Genomic DNA, 16,060 nt, shown 5'->3' with positions numbered 1-16,060 from the left:
GAAACCACCTTATTCGGACTCATGATCACGGTTCGTGATGCGTCAACTACGAGCACACCTCGCCTTGGGAGCGCTCCTAGGGGCGAAATGCCTTAGTTGCACCGCTCCAGCAGCTGTACGGCACGCCAGCGGGCCACCAGCTTGTCGTACGCGGCGGACGCCTCCTCGGCCTCGCCGCGCGACAGCCCGGCAAGGCCGGCAGCGACCAGCTCGGGCGAGTCGTCCGCGGCGAGGGTCTCGTCGGAGAGCAGGTCGACCAGGCCGCCGTAGTCCAGCTCCACCACCGAGCGCGGGTGGAACTCCTCCAGCCAGCGGGCCGCCTCCTCCACCGCCTCGGTGATCGGCGCCTCGCCCACCGACTTGCGCAGCACCGACAACGCCCGCGACGAGCGGCGACGAGCCTTGGAGATCTCCGTCCGGTAGCGCAGCGCCCGCCGCCCCGGCTCGGTGACCTGGTCCCGCTCCGCCGGGTCGAAGAGCACGAACCACCGCAGCGGGACGCCCCACGTGGCGATCTGCTCGTGCACCCGGGGCACACCGTGCTCCAGCACCCGGGCGCCGCTGCGCCAGTCGTCGACGACCGCTCTGGCCTGCCCGGCGAGCACCGGCGGCACGAACGCGTCGGCAAGCACCGCAGGCACCCCGTCCCGGGCGTTGAGCGCCGCCTCGGCGACCCGGATGCGCAGGTTCCAGGGGCAGACCAGCAGGCCGTCGTCCGTCTCCAGGACGTACGCCTCCTCGGGCAGGTCCGGCAACCGGGTCCAGCCCGCGCCCAACGCCTCGATCACCGCCGTCCGCTGGCGGCCGGGACCCTCGACCGGGGCGACCGCGCGCCCTTCCGAGGCGTAGCGGCGCCAGTAGCTCTGCCGGTCCCTGTCGAAGGCGGTCAGCGGCTCGTACACGCGCAGGTAAGAAGCGAAGAGCGACGGCACCGCGCGATCCTCCCACGAACCGCACTCCTGCGGAGCCAGCGGCCGGACCACGTGCGCCGCAACGTGGGATGACGGCGGCACGTCGGGCAGCCGCACGGCGGCCGAATATAGGCTCGACCGCACCGGCAGCATCCCCGCCGGCGTCCACCAGGTCCGCGTCCCACAAGGAACGCACACCACTGTAGGAGCCAGTCATGGGCTTATTCGCGAGCACCGACGACCCGGTATCGACAGGTCACGAACAGGTCGTCTTCTGCCAGGACAAACAGAGCGGCCTGAAGGCGATCATCGGGATCTACTCCACCGCGCTGGGGCCCGCGCTCGGTGGCACCCGCTTCTACCCGTACGACAGCGAGGACGACGCGCTCGCCGACGTGCTCGACCTGTCCCGCGGGATGGCGTACAAGAACGCTCTCGCCGGCCTGGACCTGGGCGGGGGCAAGGCCGTCATCTGGGGCGACCCGGAGCAGATCAAGAGCGAGGCGCTGCTGCGCGCGTACGGCCGCTTCGTGGAGTCGCTGGCCGGCCGCTACTACACCGCCTGCGACGTCGGCACCTACGTGGCCGACATGGACATCATCGCCCGCGAGACCCGGTACGTGACGGGCCGCAGCGTGGAGCACGGCGGCGCCGGCGACTCGTCCATCCTGACCGCGTGGGGTGTCTTCCAGGGGATGCGGGCCGCCGCCGAACACGTCTGGGGCACGCCGAGCCTGCGTGGCCGGCGCGTCGGCGTCGCGGGCCTCGGCAAGGTCGGCAAGTACCTGACCGGGCACCTGCTGGAGGACGGCGCCGAGGTGGTCGCCACCGACGTCAACCCGAAGGCCCTGGCCTGGGTACGCGCCAACCACCCGCAGGTCACCCTGGTGGACGACGCCACCGCGCTGGTCGCGGCGGACATCGACGTGTACGCCCCGTGTGCGCTGGGTGGCGCGCTGAACGACGACACGGTGCCGGCGCTGCGCGCGAAGGTGGTGACCGGAGCGGCGAACAACCAGCTCGCGCACCCGGGCATCGAGAAGCTGCTGGCCGACCGGGGCATCCTCTACACGCCGGACTACGTGGTGAACGCCGGCGGTGTGATCCAGGTGGCCGACGAGATCGAGGGCTTCAACTTCGAGCGGGCGAAGCTGCGGGCCACCCGGATCTACGACACCACCCGCGAGATCCTGCACCTGGCGGACGCCGAGGGCGTGCCGCCGGCGGTCGCCGCGGACCGGCTGGCCGAGCGGCGGATGGCCGAGGTTGGTCGCCTGCGCACGATCCACCTGCGCTGACCAGCTGGGGCGGAGGCGGATCGACCGGGATCCGCCTCCGGGCCTCTCACGCCGGTCCGACTCGGTAAGCTGAGGCCGGGTCAAGTTTGGCTCGTTTTGTCCGGTGTCACGGGTGCTCTTCGTTCCGCTCCTTACCAGGTACACTGGGTGACGGCCGGATCGCCGCGACGCGCAGAGCCGGCTGACGGTAACCCGAGGTGCCGAACGATGGCATCCCCATGTACCGTAAGAGCCACGAGAGATGCCTGACGTCATCGGGGCCCGCCTTCGGGCTGCCCCGCATTCTGTGCGAGGGGGTCGAGCCATGGGGCGCGGCCGTGCTAAGGCCAAGCAGACGAAGGTGGCCCGGGAGTTGAAGTACCACTCCCCGAACACCGACCTCACCGCCTTGCAGCGCGAACTGGCGGGTGCTGGTAAGTCTGAGCACCACTTCGACGACGACTCAAAAGAGTTCGTCGACGACGATGATGAGAATCACGCGGACGACGACCCGGATCCCTGGGTCCGCCCGACCCGCTGACCTCTCGACGCAGCTGAGCACGCGGTAACCCCCGCGTGCTCACGCATGTGCCCATCGGGAGCGAGATCGGTGCCGATCATCAGGGGCCTGCCCTGGCCGGAGATCACTCCGACCGGCCGACAGGCCCCTGATCACGGTCGGCCTCAGCGCGGCCGGTTGTTCCAGTTGTAGAAGGTCGGGATGTTCTCGAAGTGGTTCCAGGCGCAGACCGCGCTGACGCCGTCTCCGCCCGACACCTCCGCCCGTAGCCGCCGTGCGTCCTCGGCCTCCTGAAGCAGCGCGACGAGCCCGGGGGCGGCCTCCCGCACCCGCTCGGTGACTCCGTCCGGGACGTCGTCCGCTTCGCGCTCAGGCCGCCGGTGACTGGTGGTCTCGGGCATGCTCCAACACTCCCTCCAATAGGCGGATCTTGCTGTTGCGGCAGTGCTCGGTCTCCGTACCGTCAAAACGCCCCAGCTCGAAGTAACGGTTGGCGGCATGACCGCCGCCACAGAAGCCGAAGTACGGGCACGACGCCCGACACGCCTCCACGCCCGTGAGGAACTCGCCCACCCAGGGCGTCGACGCCGCGTCTTTCAGGATCCGAGCCAGCGGGGTGGCCAGCACGTTCCCGCTGCTGAAGTCGCCGTAGTGCGGATCGGTGAAGCCCGCCAACTCCGGCGAGAGCACGGTCACCGAGCCGTCGTGCCCGATCGTCGGGATCGGGTCCAGCCGACGGGGCAGGACACCGTCCGCCGCGCCGTCGAGCACCGCCGCCGCGTACCGCAGCGACCACTCGATCTCGCGCAGGTGGATCCGGGGCTCCTTGCGCCAGGCCGACACCAACTCGGCCCAGAACGCCGTCACCGCCGCCGCGTCGTGGCTGTTGTCGCGGGTGTTGACGCCCTCGGTCTCCTCGATGTTGATGCCCAGCACGTCGCAGCCCAGCCCGAGGAAGTAGTCGTACAACTCGGCGGCGAGCCCCGGCGCCGGCCGGGACACCACTGCCAGCGCCGAGAAGGGCAGCCCGTGCCGACGCAGCGCCGCCACGCCGCGCAGGATCCGGTCGTACGCCGGCTGACCCCCACGGTTGACCCGGTCGCCGTTGCGTTCGGCAGGCCCGTCCACGCTCACGCTCACCCGCACCTCGTGCCGGGCGAAGAAGGCGCACCACTCGTCGTCGATGAGCGTGGCGTTCGTCTGCACGTGGTGCTCGACCTCGGGCCCGAAGGGCGCGATCAGGTCCGCCAGGTGCTCCCGGCCGGCGGCCAGCGGCTCGCCGCCGTGCCACACGACGGAGAAGCGACCGGCCGCCGCCCACGGGTTGACCGCCGCCGCCACCGCCTCGGCCACCGGCACCGGCATCCGCCGGTCAGCGGCCCGAAACGGCAGGTAGCAGTACGCGCAGTCGAGGTTGCAGAGGGTCGTCGGCTGCATGACGACGTACGACGGGACCGCGGCCAGACCGCGCATCCCGCTGAACGACATCTCCCCAGCAGCCATCACCCTCCTCCGCCCAGCCCGAGCCCTTCAGGCTAGGCGGCACTGGCCACTCGGGTGAAGCCCTGATCAGGTGCCCGTACGATCACCGGAGTGTGATCAGCCGCGAGTGTGCTGACCCACCATCTGCACGTTTCCGGTGCCCTCGATGATCTCGCCCGCCTGCCACGCCTCGACCCCACGGCCGGTAAGCGTCGCCAGGGCCCGGTCGGCGTCCTCGGCCGAGACGATCGCGAACATGCCGACGCCCATGTTGAAGGTCGACTCCATGTCGTGGTCGTCGATCCGGCCCTTCGTCTGGATCAGGTCGAAGATCGGCTGCGGCTTCCAGGTGGACCTGTTGACCACCGCGTCGACGTGCTCCGGCAGCACCCGGACCAGGTTGCCGGGAATGCCGCCACCGGTGATGTGGGACAGCGCCCGCACCTCGGCCTCGGCGATCAGCTTGAGGCAGTCCTTGGCGTAGATCTTGGTCGGGGTGAGCAGTTCCTCGCCCAGGGTCCGCTGCCGCCCGAAGTCGTCGATCACGATGTCCAGACGCATCCGGGCAGCACCGAGCAGCACGTGCCGGACCAGCGAGTAGCCGTTGGAGTGCAGACCGGAGGAGCGCATGGCGATGACCACGTCGCCCACCTCGACCCGGTCCGGGCTGAGGATGTCGGCTTCCTCGACCACACCGACACCGGTCGCCGAGATGTCGTACTCGTCCGGGCGCAGCACACCGGGGTGCTCGGCGGTCTCCCCGCCCAGCAGCGCGCAGCCCGCGTACCGGCAGCCGTCGGCGATGCCCGCGCCGATCTCGGCCACCTTGTCCGGAACGACCTCGCCGGTGGCGATGTAGTCGAGCAGGAACAGCGGCTCGGCGCCACAGGCCACCAGGTCGTCGACGACCATCGCGACCAGGTCGATGCCGACCGTGTCGTGGATGTCCATCTGCTGGGCGATCACCAGCTTGGTGCCCACACCGTCGGTGGAGGACGCCAGGATCGGGCTCTTGTACTTCTTCGTGTCCAGCCGGAACAGACCGGCGAAGCCACCGAGGTCACCGAGCACCTCCGGGCGGCGGGTCTCGCGCACCTTCGACTTGAGCAGCTCCACGGCCCGATCGCCCGCGTCGATCGAGACCCCGGCGTCGGCGTACGAGACCGAGCGTTTACGGGCCTGCCGACCGGCACCACCCGTCCACGGCTGGTGGTCGCCGCCGGCGCCCGTCGGGCTGCTTCCTGCGCCGCTGCGCTCGGACACGTGCGTCACGGTTCTCCCCTTTGTGGTTCTCGGTGCCGCGCCGGCGGTGGCCGGGCCGCGCCGGTTGGTGCTACGGGCGGTTTGCGGTCACGCCGCCCGGAGTGGCGACGAGCGGGCCGAAGCTGTCCGGGGCTTCCGGCGTCGCGTCGGCGACCCGGCGGCCCTTCCCTTCGAGCACGTGCTTGCCGATCAGGTTGCCGGCTGGCAGCTCGATCGGGTACTCCCCATCGAAACACGCCCGACACAGCCGGGTCTTCGGCTGCTCGGTCGCGGCGATCAGGCCAGGAAGCGAGACGTAGCCCAGCGTGTCGGCGCCGATGGAACGCCGGATGCCGTCGTTGTCCAACCCGTTGGCCAGCAGTTCCGCCCGGGTGGCGAAGTCGATGCCGTAGAAGCACGGCCAGCTGACCGGCGGCGAGGAGATCCGGACGTGTACCTCAAGTGCCCCCGCCTCGCGCAGCATCCGGACGATGGCCCGCTGCGTGTTGCCGCGCACGATCGAGTCGTCCACGACCACCAGCCGCTTGCCGCGGACGTTCTGTCGCAGGGGGTTGAGCTTGAGGCGAATGCCCAGCTGACGCAGGGTCTGCGACGGCTGGATGAAGGTGCGACCCACGTACGGGTTCTTCATCAGGCCGGCGCCGTAGGTGATGCCGGACGCCTCGGCGTAACCGATCGCGGCCGGCGTGCCGGACTCGGGCACCGGGATGACCAGATCGGCCTCCACCGGGTGCTCCTTGGCCAACTGCCGGCCGATCTGCACCCGCGCCGCGTGCACGTTGCGCCCGGCGATTGTCGCGTCCGGGCGGGCGATGTAGACGTACTCGAAGAGGCAGCCCTTCGGCTCCGGCGCGGCGAACCGCGTGGAGCGCAGCCCCTCCTCGTCGATCGCGATCAGCTCACCGGGCTCGACCTCACGCACCACGCTGGCGCCGACGATGTCCAGCGCGGCGGTCTCACTCGCCACCACCCAGCCACGCTCCAAGCGGCCGAGCACCAGCGGGCGGACGCCGTGCGGGTCGCGGGCCGCGTACAGCGTCGACTCGTCCATGAAGACGAAGCTGAACGCCCCGCGCAGCTGCGGCAGAACCTCGAGCGCTGCCGCCTCGACCGACAGGTCCGGACGACTGGCCAGCAGCATGGTCACCAGCGAGGTGTCGTTTGTCGAGCCGTCCGCGACGAGGCCGCGCTCGGCGACCTCCTTCTCCAGCTCGGCGGTGTTGACCAGGTTGCCGTTGTGGGCCAGCGCGATGGTCGTGCCGGAACTCGTCGACCGGATGGTCGGCTGGGCGTTCTCCCAGTTGGAGGCGCCGGTCGTGGAGTATCGGGCGTGCCCGATCGCCAGGTGGCCGCGCAGGCTGGCCAGGGTGGGCTCGTCGAAGACCTGGGCCACCAGGCCGAGATCCTTGTAGACCACCACGCCCGAGCCATCGCTCACCGCGATGCCCGCGGCTTCCTGCCCGCGGTGCTGCAGGGCGTAGAGGCCGAAGTAGGTCAGATTGGCGACCTCTTCACCGGGGGCCCAGACACCGAAGACGCCGCAGGCGTCCTGGGGGCCGGGTCGTTGGGGGTCAAGGTCGTGGCTCAGCCGGCCGTCGCCTCGGGGCACTACCGCTCCCTCATGCTGGTCTGGACCGGCCTGGCGGGGATCACGGTGCGGATCCACACTCCTCGGCCGGGACCACTGTCGTCGCCTGACAGTGTACGCGAGTCGACGTCAATACAGATAGTCACGATTTCCCTGCCGAGAGTTACGATCACTCGGACATTCGGGCAGCTAGAGGGGCAGGAATGCCGAGAGGTCCGCCCGAACGCCGCTCATCTGCACGCGACCGTCGGTGACCGCCTCCATCCACCCGATCCGTCCGGTGGCCACCTCCAACCAGGTATGCGGAGACATCTCGACGACGTTCGGCGGGTTTCCCCTGGTGTGTCGAGGACCGGGAACGCACTGGATCGCACCGTATGGTGGGACGCGCACCTCCACCGATCGGCCGGGGGCGCGCTCCGCGAGGACGGCCAACAAGGACCGGACCGCCTCCCGGAGTACCGGCCGTTCGGGTGTACGACCCTCGTCAAGCGCGGACAAAGCCGCCGCTACCGCGGCGGACTTACTGTGCGGAGAGGACACGACGGGACGATACGACGCACAGGTGAAGCACCCGACTCTGGCCCTGGGTCGCGCCGATCCAGTCAGACAAGGCATAGTGGCCGACGGCGTATTCGTACCGTGATGATCCCCGGCCCGGCGCCCCGCCGGTCAAGGGAAGTCAGCCCGGAAGGCGGTGGACGTGTCAACACACCGACGTGCCTGGAAGCAGCGGGCCGGTGTGGTCGTAGCGCTGGTTGCCGGCGCTCTGCTCGCCGTCCCCGCCACACCAGCCCTGGCCGCAGACGTCGACGTCTCGCCCGGCTCGGTCTCCGTGAATGCCGGCAGCGACGCCACGATCACCGTGCGCGTCACTCCCGGTGACAACGACCGCAAGGCCAAGATCAGTCTTTCCGGCCTCCCGTCGGGCGTCAGCTGCGCCAGCGGCTGCGGCGACGTGGACTTCCCCGGCCTGGGCAATCCGCAGGCCAGGTCGGTGCTGGTCCGGATCGCGGCGAACGACAACGCCGGCGACGCGACCGCCACCGTCACGGTGGCCGTCGAGGCCGACTCGGGCCCGGACACCGCGACGGTCGCCCTGACCGTGAAGGGCAAGGCCGCCGCCCCGCCGACGCCGCAGCAGAACCAGACTGTGAAGTCGGTCTCCGGCAAGGTCGTCAAGAAGGCCGACAACACCGCGGTGCCGAACGCCCTCGTGATTCTCCAGGACGGCGCCGGCCACCGTTACGACACGTTCAGCGACGGTAGCGGCAACTTCCGGATCAACGGCACGGCCGACAAGCCGATCGCTCCGGGCCGGCTCACCGTCGGTGCAAGCTTCGAGAGCATCAACGCGGTCAAGAGCTTCAACGCGAGCGCCGGGCAATCCGTCACCGGCCAGCGGATCAGCCTGGAGATCGCGGTCGCCGCGACCCCCAGCCCCACCCCGTCCGCCACCGCCGACGCCACTCCCACCGAGGAGGCGACTGAGGAGGGCACCGCGGAGGATCCCTCCGAGCAGGCCAGCCCGGGTGCCGCGGCGAACGCCGCCAAGGAGGACGACGGCGGCGGGATCGGGTCGTACCTGATCATCCTGCTCGGCGGCCTGCTCGTCGCGGCCGGCGTCGGCACGATCGTGCTGCTCTGGATGAAGCGCCGCGATAGCGGCGACGACGATGACGAGCCGGCGGCTGCCGGAGCGGCCGGTGGAGTCCCGGCGGCCGGGGGTGCCTTCCACGGGGCCGACGACCGGACCCGGGTGGTCAACCGCGCCGGTGGCGGACCCGACCCGACAATGGTCGGCGGCACGGCGCTGAGCGAGGCGCCGACGATGATGCACCGCCCGGTGGTCGACGACGTCCCACCGGACCCGTACGGAGCGCCAGCACAGCCCTACGGCGCGGCAGGCCAGCAGGGCTGGGGAGGCGCCGGCTACGGCGACGAGCCCGCCCCGGGCGGCTACGGCGCCGGCGGCTACGGCAACGCGCCCTCCTCGGGCGGCGGCTACGGCACGGCGGCAGCGCCGGATGGCGGCTACGGCGCCGGCGGGGCGGATGGCGGCTACGGCGCCGGCCCGGCAGGGGACGCCTACGGCGCCGCGCCCGGTTCGGGCGCGGGCTACGGCGGCGCAGCGGCCCCGGGTGGCGGCTACGGCAGCGCGCCCTCCTCCGGTGGTGGCTACGGCAGCCGTGACTACACCGCCCCGGCCGGTGGCGCGGGCTACCCGCCCGCTCCCGCCGGTGCGGCCGGCTACGGCGAGCGCTTCGACGAACCGACCGGCCGGTACACCGGCGACAGCACTCAATACCCGGCGCCCGCCGACCCGTACGCCACAGGTGTCTACCAGCCGGAGCAGGCTTCGGGCTACGGCCAGCCCGATCCGACGGCCCCGTACAGCGGGGGTCGGGCGGCGGAGCCGGCCGGCGGGTACGGCCAGCAGACCAGCGCGTACGACCAGGGCGGCTACGGCCAGCAGCAGGGCGGCGGGTACGACCAGGGCGGCTACGGCCAGGAACCCCCGCAGCAACGCGGCGGCTACGACGACCGGGGCTACGACCAGGCCGGCTACGGCCAGCAGCAGGGCGGCCGGGCCCGGCCGGACGGTCCGCCGCCCACCGAGCGGGGCGGCCGACGCCTCGACTGGCTGGACGACTGACCAGCGCCACCAGAGCACGACGGCAAACGGCCGCCCGGTTCTCCGGGCGGCCGTTCCGTTCCGACGCTTGTCGCCCGGTCCGTGATCGACTCGCCTTCCAGGTAAGCGGGCTGTCCGCCGTACTCCGACACACCGATTTCCTGGAAACCGAGTCGATCACGGCGTCGGGGCGGTCAGGCGGCGGAGAACACGCCCTGGCGGAGGACCGGCACGACATCCGACACGCCCACTCGGACGGCGATGTCGACGTCGGCGCCGAAGCCGCTCTCGGTCAGCTCCCGACCCGACACGCTGCCGCGCACCGCGGCGGGGACGTCCGGAGTGCTGGCCAGCGCGGCGAGCGCCATCGCCGCCTCCACGGACAGGCCACCCGGCACACCGGACAGGGCGTCCAGCACGCTCGCCGCGCCGAGCTGGTCCTCGACCGACGGCCGTAGCGACCCGTCCGGCCACCGCTCACCCGAGGCGATGACGCCGATCGGGGCGTCCGTCGTGCCGTACCCCTGGCGGCGCAGCCAACGCCCGACCGCGCGGGAGTTGCGCAGGCACGCCGCGACCACCGGCAGCCCGGTGGCACTGGCGGCGGCGCTGATCGCGGAGCCGTTCGGTGAGGGCAGCACCAGATCCGCCACGACGGGCGCGGCGCTCAACGCGGCGGGCGACAGCGACCACGGATGGTCGGCCGTCACCCGGCGACGGCCCACCGCGGCGACCGCGCCGACCCGCACGGCGTACTCGGCGGCCTGCTCACCCCACGGGAACGGGTGCACACGCATGCCCCGGGCGACCGCCACCTCCACGGCGGTGGTGAACGAGAGCACGTCCACCACCACCAGCGCCGCGCAGACCCGGCCGAGCTCGGCCGCCCCGGTCAGGCCCCAGTCGAACCTGGCACCCGACCCGGGCTGGCCGTGGACGGCCGCCGCCAACGCCTCAGCGCTCGTCAGGCGACGGCTCGGCGGCACCGGGGTCAGACTCGGACGACTCACCCGGCTGCTCCGACCCGACCGGGTCGACGGCTCCGGTGTGCGGGGACGGACCGGCCGAGGCAATCGGCTCGGAGAGCACCTCCGACGCGTCCACCGGCTCGGAGGGGGCGCCCGGCAGCGGCACGCCCTCGACCGCGCCCGCCACGCCGGCGGCCGGCGCGGGCACCTCGACGGCGGCAGCGCCGCCGAAGAGACGCGGCAGCGTCTCGGTGTGCGCGGCCCGCAGCTCGTCCAGACCGATCCGGAACTGGCCGTGCACCTCCAGCGCGCCGCCCGTCGGATCGGTGACGCCGATCAGCTCGAACGGCACCCCCCGCTCGGCGCAGAGCGCGGCGAACGCCTTGTCGTGGCCACGCGGCACCGACACCAGCGCCCGCGTGGCGGACTCGCTGAACAGGTAGACGAACGGCATCGAGCCGCCGGTGAACTGCTCCGGCACGGCGATCCGGGCACCGACGCCACGCCGCAGGCAGGACTCGACCAGGCTCTGGGCGAGACCACCGTCGGAGAGGTCGTGCGCGGAGGCCAGGTGACCGACGCGGGCCGCCTCGGCCAGCAGCTCGGCCAGCGCCTTCTCACGAAGGAGGTCGACCTGCGGCGGGATGCCGCCGAGGTGCTCGTGCGTCACCCAGGCCCACTCCGAGCCGGACAGCTCCACGTTCGTCTCGCCGAGCAGGTAGAGCTGGTCGTGGTCGCCACCGGGGCGCGGGACGAAGCCCATCGGCACCCGGTCGGCGACGTTGTCCAGCACGCCCAGCACACCGACCACCGGGGTCGGGTGGATGGGCGCCGCGCCGGTCTGGTTGTAGAAGCTGACGTTGCCGCCGGTGACCGGGATGCCCAGCTCCAGGCAGCCGTCCGCCAGGCCGCGCACGGCCTCGGCGAACTGCCACATCACGCCCGGGTCCTCCGGGGAGCCGAAGTTGAGGCAGTTGGTCACGGCGATCGGCGTCGCACCGGTCACCGCCACGTTCCGGTACGCCTCGGCCAGGGCCAGCTTGGTGCCGTTGTACGGGTCGAGTCGGGCGTATCGGCCGTTGCCGTCCAACGACAGCGCGACGCCGAGACCGGTCCGCTCGTCGATCCGGATCACGCCGCCGTCCTCCGGCTGGGCGAGCACTGTGTTGCCCAGCACGTAACGGTCGTACTGCTCGGTGACCCAGGTCTTGTCGGCCAGGTTGGGCGACGCGATCATGCGCAGCACGGTCTCCCGCAGCGCGTCCGGGTCGGCCGGGCGGGGCAGCGTCTCGGCCCGGTCGGCCTGGAGCAGGATCAGGTCGGCCGGCTCGCGCATCGGCCGGGCGTAGACCGGGCCGTCGTCGACGAGTGAACCCGGCGGCACGTCGACGACCAGGTGGTCCTGCCAGGTGATCAGCAGTCGACCGGGGCGGCCGTCCGGCTCCGGTGCGGTGACCTCACCGATCGCGGTGGCGAGGACGCCCCACTTCTCGCAGGTCTTGAGCACGGCGTCGAGCTTCTCCGGCTCGACGACAAGCAGCATCCGCTCCTGCGACTCGCTGGCCAGGATCTCGTGCGGGTCCATCGAGGGCTCGCGCAGCGGCACCCGCTCCAGCCAGACCCGCATGCCGGTGCCGGCGGCGGCGGCGGTCTCGGTGAGCGCGCAGGTCAGACCGGCACCACCGAGGTCCTGGATGCCGACGACCAGTTGCCCGTCGTACAGCTCCAGGCACGCCTCGATCAGCAGCTTCTCGGTGAACGGGTCACCGACCTGCACGGCGGGGCGGCGCGCCTCGCTGCCCTCGTCGAAGGTGGCGCTGGCCAGCACCGAGACGCCACCGATGCCGTCCCGGCCGGTCTTGGCGCCCATCAGCACGACGACGTTGCCCGGGCCCGCGGCGGCCTTGTTCTGCAGCCGGCTGACCGGCAGCACGCCCAGGCAGAGCGCGTTGAGCAGCGGGTTGCCCTGGTAGGAGGGGTCGAAGACCAACTCGCCGCCGATGTTGGGCAGGCCGAGGCAGTTGCCGTAGCCACCCACGCCGGCGACGATGCCGGTGAGCACCCGGGCGGTGTCCGGGTGGTCCGCGGCGCCGAAGCGCAGCGGGTCCATCACCGCGACCGGGCGGGCGCCCATGGCCAGGATGTCCCGGACGATGCCGCCGACGCCTGTCGCCGCGCCCTGGTACGGCTCGACGAAGCTCGGGTGGTTGTGCGACTCGACCTTGAAGGTCACCGCCAGCTCGTCGGAGACCTGCACCACGCCGGCGTTCTCACCGATGCCGGCGAGCATCCGGTCACTGTGCGGGGCCTTCTCACCGAACTGGCGCAGGTGCACCTTGCTCGACTTGTAGGAGCAGTGCTCGCTCCACATGATCGAGTACATCGCCAGCTCGGACTGGGTGGGTCGACGGCCGAGGATCTGCCGGATCCGGTCGTACTCGTCGTCACGCAGACCCAGTTCGGTGTACGGCTGCAACTCGCCCGGGGTGCCACCGGCGCGCGGCACGGTGTCCACTCCGTCGGTCCAGTCGGCGGTCGCCGGTCGGGCCGGAGCGGTGGGCTGCGCCAGCGGCTCGGTCGGCTGCGCCGGGGCGGAGTACGCCTCCGGTGTGTCCCGTACCGGGTCCGGATGGGTGGTCATGACCTCTCCTCGCTGCGCTCGTGCCCGCCAGAGACGCGGTTGAGCTGACCGATGATCGTGCCGCCGGTCATGCCGGCGCCCCCACCAGGTGCTTGAGGACGGAGGTGAAGAAGCCGAGGCCGTCCAGCGAGGGGCCGGTGAGCGCCTCCACGGCGTGCTCGGGGTGCGGCATGATGCCGACAACGTTGCCGGCGGAGTTCGTGATGGCCGCGATGTCGCGCAGCGACCCGTTGGGGTTGCCGCCGACGTAGCGGGCCACGACCCGTCCCTCGGCTTCGAGCTGGTCCAGCGTCGCGGTGTCGGCGACGTAGCAGCCCTCGCCGTTCTTCACCGGGATGAGGATCTCCTGGCCGGGCTGGAACGCGTTGGTCCACGCGGTTCCGGCCGACTCGACGCGCAGGACCTGGTCCCGGTTGCGGAAGTGCAGGTGCTGGTTGCGGGTGAGCGCGCCGGGCAGCAGGTGCGCCTCGCAGAGGATCTGGAAGCCGTTGCAGATGCCGAGCACCGGCAGGCCACCCCGGGCGGCGTCCACGAGCGTCTCCATCACCGGCGCGAACCGGGCGATGGCGCCGCAGCGCAGGTAGTCACCGTAGGAGAAGCCGCCGGGCAGCACGACCGCGTCCACACCGTGCAGATCCGGGTCACCGTGCCAGAGCCGGACCGGCTCGGCGCCGGCGATCCGGACGGCGCGGGCCGCGTCCCCGTCGTCGAGCGAGCCGGGGAAGGTGACCACACCGACCCGGGCGGTCACGAGCGGGCGTCCGCGGTCTCGTCGGTCTCGACCAGGCGGACGGTGAAGTCCTCGATGACCGGGTTGGCGAGCAGCTTGTCGGCGATCTCCCGGGCCCGGTCCAGGTCCGGTTCACCGGTGAAGTCGATCTCGATGCGCCGGCCGATCCGCACTGAGGCGACGTCGCTGACGCCGAGCCGGGGCAGCGCGTTTGCGACGGCCTGGCCCTGCGGATCGAGGATCTCGGGCTTGAGCATGACGTCGACGACGACGCGAGGCACTGGGCACTCCTGACTGTGTACGCAGTTGGGTGCCGACCCACAATGGGCGAGCGCAGCCAGCGTACCTGGCAGATACCGCCGCGGACGCACCGGCCGGGCGCAGTCCAGGCAGTGATCCACATAACCGGCGTCGGGGACGACCGGCGGGGCGGGACAGGCGGCCCCACCAGGGCAGATACGGCGCGCCGGGTAGCTGAATCGTTACATTGGTTAACCTCGATGACCTTCTTGAAAACGATGCTCGTCGGCCCTACAGTACATCGACATAACTCGATGTCAGCGGCGGCGGGGACCTCCCTCCGCCGTCCTCGGGCACCCGGCGACCCCGGGCCCGCCCCGGTCCAAGGAGTCCACCGATGCGCGTTCGTCCCCTGCTCGCCCTGATCAGCACCGCGCTGGTCGGCGCCCTCGCCGCCGCCTCCGGCGCGTCCGCCGCCCCGGCCGGTCCCCAGCCCATCATCGGCGGCGGCACCGTCTCGTCCGCCCCCTGGGCCGCCGCCGTGCTGAGCAACGGCTCGTTCACCTGCTCCGGCAGCGTGATCGCCGCGCAGTGGGTCCTCACCGCCCGACACTGCATCAGCGGCACGATGTCCGTCCGGGTCGGCAGCGTCTACCGCGCCTCGGGCGGGGTCACCCGCAGCGTCAGCGCCACCTACACCCGTAACGACCTGGCCCTCATGCGGCTCTCCAGCACCGTCAGCACCTCGACGGTGTCCCTGGCCAGCAGCAACCCGCCCGTCGGATCGACCAACTCGATCTACGGGTGGGGCATGACCTGCTACAGCGGCTGCTCCGCGTCCAGCCAGCTCAAGACCGCCACCGTCCAGGTGACGAGCACCAACGTGACCGACGCGTACGGCGGGCAGGCGATCCGCAGCAGCCGGATCAGCGGCAACGCCTGGCGGGGCGACTCGGGTGGCCCGCAGTTCTACAACGGCCAGCAGGTCGGCGTCGCCTCCACGGCCGACGGGCAGAGCATCCAGAACTACGGCAGTGTCGCGTACAACCGGGCCTGGATCACCTCGGTGGCCGGTGTCTGACCGTTAGCGCCCGCGTGGCGCGGATGGTCGACACCGTGCCGACCGTCCGCGCCGCGCTGTTTTGCAGCATCCGATCAGGTGAACACGGCACACGATCGGGTCGCGCAACTCCTGACAGCATCGGAACCGTGCTGGTCGTGACGACAGAGCAACTGCCCGGCTACGAGATCCGCCAGATTCTCGGTGAGGTGGTGTCATCGATGGCCAGGACGCGCAACCCGTACCGCGAGGGGGTCAAGAACCTGCGCGGTGGCGCGTACGACCCGATGGCGCCGGACAACCTGACCCGGTGGCGCACCGACTCGGTGACCCGCCTCGGCGAGGAGGCCCTACGCCTCGGCGCGAACGCCGTGATCGGCATGCGCTTCGACAGCCGGGACTGCGGCGAGATGTGGATGGAGATCTGCGCGTACGGCACGGCGGTTGTCGCCGTACCCAAAATGCCCGAGGTCATGCCGGCCGACCAGCCGGCGGTGGCGGCGGAGACCGCCACCGAGCCGGCCTTCGCGGAGTCCCTGGGCGGCATCGCCGAACCGGCGAGCGCCCCCAACCTCCGAACAGCGGCAGAAACCCCCACAGGCGAGTAACCCACCCCGCGCGCCCACCCCGCCCGCTCCCTGCCCGCCCACCCGTTGATCATGAAGTTGTTGCCACGACACGCCGGGTGGTTTCTAGGCTTCAGTGCAACTGATCTTGGTTGTGGTGGAGGTGCTGGTGGCGAGGC

General features: G+C 71.4%; 15 protein-coding genes. 5 read left to right on the top strand and 10 right to left on the bottom strand.

Annotation, left to right across the window (positions count from 1 at the left end):
• Positions 1-92: 92 nt before the first annotated feature.
• Positions 93-932: a hypothetical protein gene (locus ACLQ26_RS14055; RefSeq protein WP_425745169.1), complete on the bottom strand. Its 840-nt coding sequence runs from the start codon at positions 930-932 to the stop codon at positions 93-95.
• A 194-nt stretch (positions 933-1,126) separates the two neighbouring features.
• Here ACLQ26_RS14055 and ACLQ26_RS14050 point away from each other — a divergent pair, with 194 nt between their 5' ends.
• Positions 1,127-2,209, top strand: coding sequence for a Glu/Leu/Phe/Val family dehydrogenase (locus ACLQ26_RS14050; protein ID WP_425744827.1), 1,083 nt, complete (start codon positions 1,127-1,129; stop codon positions 2,207-2,209).
• Positions 2,210-2,513: 304 nt separating this feature from the next.
• Positions 2,514-2,729 carry a DUF3073 domain-containing protein gene (locus ACLQ26_RS14045; RefSeq protein ID WP_007454329.1) on the top strand — a complete coding sequence of 72 codons (216 nt, stop codon included), beginning with the start codon at positions 2,514-2,516 and terminating at the stop codon, positions 2,727-2,729.
• A gap of 143 nt (positions 2,730-2,872) precedes the next feature.
• Here ACLQ26_RS14045 and amcA read toward each other — a convergent pair whose 3' ends face one another.
• The 5 genes from amcA to ACLQ26_RS14020 form a co-directional block, all read right to left on the bottom strand.
• On the bottom strand, positions 2,873-3,109 hold the full coding sequence (amcA, locus tag ACLQ26_RS14040) for a multiple cyclophane-containing RiPP AmcA (protein WP_425744826.1): 237 nt from the start codon (positions 3,107-3,109) through the stop codon (positions 2,873-2,875).
• Positions 3,078-4,181, bottom strand: a complete 1,104-nt coding sequence (gene amcB, locus ACLQ26_RS14035) for a cyclophane-forming radical SAM peptide maturase AmcB (RefSeq protein ID WP_425745168.1) — start codon at positions 4,179-4,181, stop codon at positions 3,078-3,080. The genes amcA and amcB overlap by 32 nt, the downstream gene beginning before the upstream one ends.
• 126 nt (positions 4,182-4,307) lie before the next feature.
• Positions 4,308-5,462 (bottom strand): phosphoribosylformylglycinamidine cyclo-ligase, encoded by a 1,155-nt coding sequence (gene purM, locus ACLQ26_RS14030; protein ID WP_425744825.1) that lies wholly within the window; start codon positions 5,460-5,462, stop codon positions 4,308-4,310.
• Between the two features lie 61 nt (positions 5,463-5,523).
• On the bottom strand, positions 5,524-7,062 hold the full coding sequence (gene purF / locus ACLQ26_RS14025) for an amidophosphoribosyltransferase (RefSeq protein ID WP_425744824.1): 1,539 nt from the start codon (positions 7,060-7,062) through the stop codon (positions 5,524-5,526).
• A gap of 168 nt (positions 7,063-7,230) precedes the next feature.
• Entirely contained in the window at positions 7,231-7,584 is a 354-nt protein-coding gene (locus ACLQ26_RS14020; RefSeq protein WP_425744823.1) for a sterol carrier family protein, read from the bottom strand.
• Between the two features lie 160 nt (positions 7,585-7,744).
• Between ACLQ26_RS14020 and ACLQ26_RS14015 the strand changes: the two genes are divergently transcribed.
• A complete protein-coding gene (locus ACLQ26_RS14015; protein ID WP_425744822.1) occupies positions 7,745-9,697 on the top strand; it encodes a hypothetical protein in 1,953 nt (650 codons plus the stop codon).
• 173 nt (positions 9,698-9,870) lie between these two features.
• On the opposite strand, the gene ACLQ26_RS14010 is transcribed toward ACLQ26_RS14015, so the two are convergent.
• The 4 genes from ACLQ26_RS14010 to purS form a co-directional block, all read right to left on the bottom strand.
• The gene (locus ACLQ26_RS14010; protein WP_358140313.1) at positions 9,871-10,626 is read right to left on the bottom strand and encodes a 2-phosphosulfolactate phosphatase; all 756 of its coding nucleotides are present in this window, start codon (positions 10,624-10,626) and stop codon (positions 9,871-9,873) included.
• A gap of 4 nt (positions 10,627-10,630) precedes the next feature.
• On the bottom strand, positions 10,631-13,285 hold the full coding sequence (purL, locus tag ACLQ26_RS14005) for a phosphoribosylformylglycinamidine synthase subunit PurL (RefSeq protein WP_425744821.1): 2,655 nt from the start codon (positions 13,283-13,285) through the stop codon (positions 10,631-10,633).
• Positions 13,286-13,352: 67 nt separating this feature from the next.
• Positions 13,353-14,036 (bottom strand): phosphoribosylformylglycinamidine synthase subunit PurQ, encoded by a 684-nt coding sequence (purQ, locus tag ACLQ26_RS14000; protein WP_266247815.1) that lies wholly within the window; start codon positions 14,034-14,036, stop codon positions 13,353-13,355.
• On the bottom strand, positions 14,033-14,296 hold the full coding sequence (gene purS, locus ACLQ26_RS13995) for a phosphoribosylformylglycinamidine synthase subunit PurS (RefSeq protein ID WP_007454310.1): 264 nt from the start codon (positions 14,294-14,296) through the stop codon (positions 14,033-14,035). Before purS ends, purQ begins: the two co-directional genes overlap by 4 nt.
• Before the next feature lie 356 nt (positions 14,297-14,652).
• On the opposite strand from purS, the gene ACLQ26_RS13990 reads away from it, so the two are divergent.
• Both ACLQ26_RS13990 and ACLQ26_RS13985 read left to right on the top strand, forming a co-directional pair.
• Positions 14,653-15,336, top strand: coding sequence for a S1 family peptidase (locus tag ACLQ26_RS13990; protein WP_425744820.1), 684 nt, complete (start codon positions 14,653-14,655; stop codon positions 15,334-15,336).
• 23 nt (positions 15,337-15,359) lie between these two features.
• Positions 15,360-15,923 carry a YbjQ family protein gene (locus ACLQ26_RS13985; protein WP_425744819.1) on the top strand — a complete coding sequence of 188 codons (564 nt, stop codon included), beginning with the start codon at positions 15,360-15,362 and terminating at the stop codon, positions 15,921-15,923.
• Positions 15,924-16,060: the final 137 nt, after the last annotated feature.

Source organism: Micromonospora sp. DT43, from assembly GCF_049841645.1.
In the GTDB taxonomy this organism is placed as follows: domain Bacteria; phylum Actinomycetota; class Actinomycetes; order Mycobacteriales; family Micromonosporaceae; genus Micromonospora.
Note: the sequence above shows the minus strand (reverse complement) of the source record. Positions and strands in the feature narration are given on the sequence as shown.

What these genes read in the sequence shown, in the direction of transcription:
- ACLQ26_RS13990 (WP_425744820.1), top strand. Translation starts at nt 14,653, where the DNA reads ATGCGCGTTCGTCCCCTGCTCGCCCTGATCAGCACCGCGCTGGTCGGC.
- amcB (WP_425745168.1), bottom strand. Translation starts at nt 4,181, where the DNA reads ATGCGCGGTCTGGCCGCGGTCCCGTCGTACGTCGTCATGCAGCCGACG.
- ACLQ26_RS14050 (WP_425744827.1), top strand. Translation starts at nt 1,127, where the DNA reads ATGGGCTTATTCGCGAGCACCGACGACCCGGTATCGACAGGTCACGAA.
- ACLQ26_RS13985 (WP_425744819.1), top strand. Translation starts at nt 15,360, where the DNA reads ATGGTCGACACCGTGCCGACCGTCCGCGCCGCGCTGTTTTGCAGCATC.
- ACLQ26_RS14045 (WP_007454329.1), top strand. Translation starts at nt 2,514, where the DNA reads ATGGGGCGCGGCCGTGCTAAGGCCAAGCAGACGAAGGTGGCCCGGGAG.
- amcA (WP_425744826.1), bottom strand. Translation starts at nt 3,109, where the DNA reads ATGCCCGAGACCACCAGTCACCGGCGGCCTGAGCGCGAAGCGGACGAC.
- purL (WP_425744821.1), bottom strand. Translation starts at nt 13,285, where the DNA reads ATGACCACCCATCCGGACCCGGTACGGGACACACCGGAGGCGTACTCC.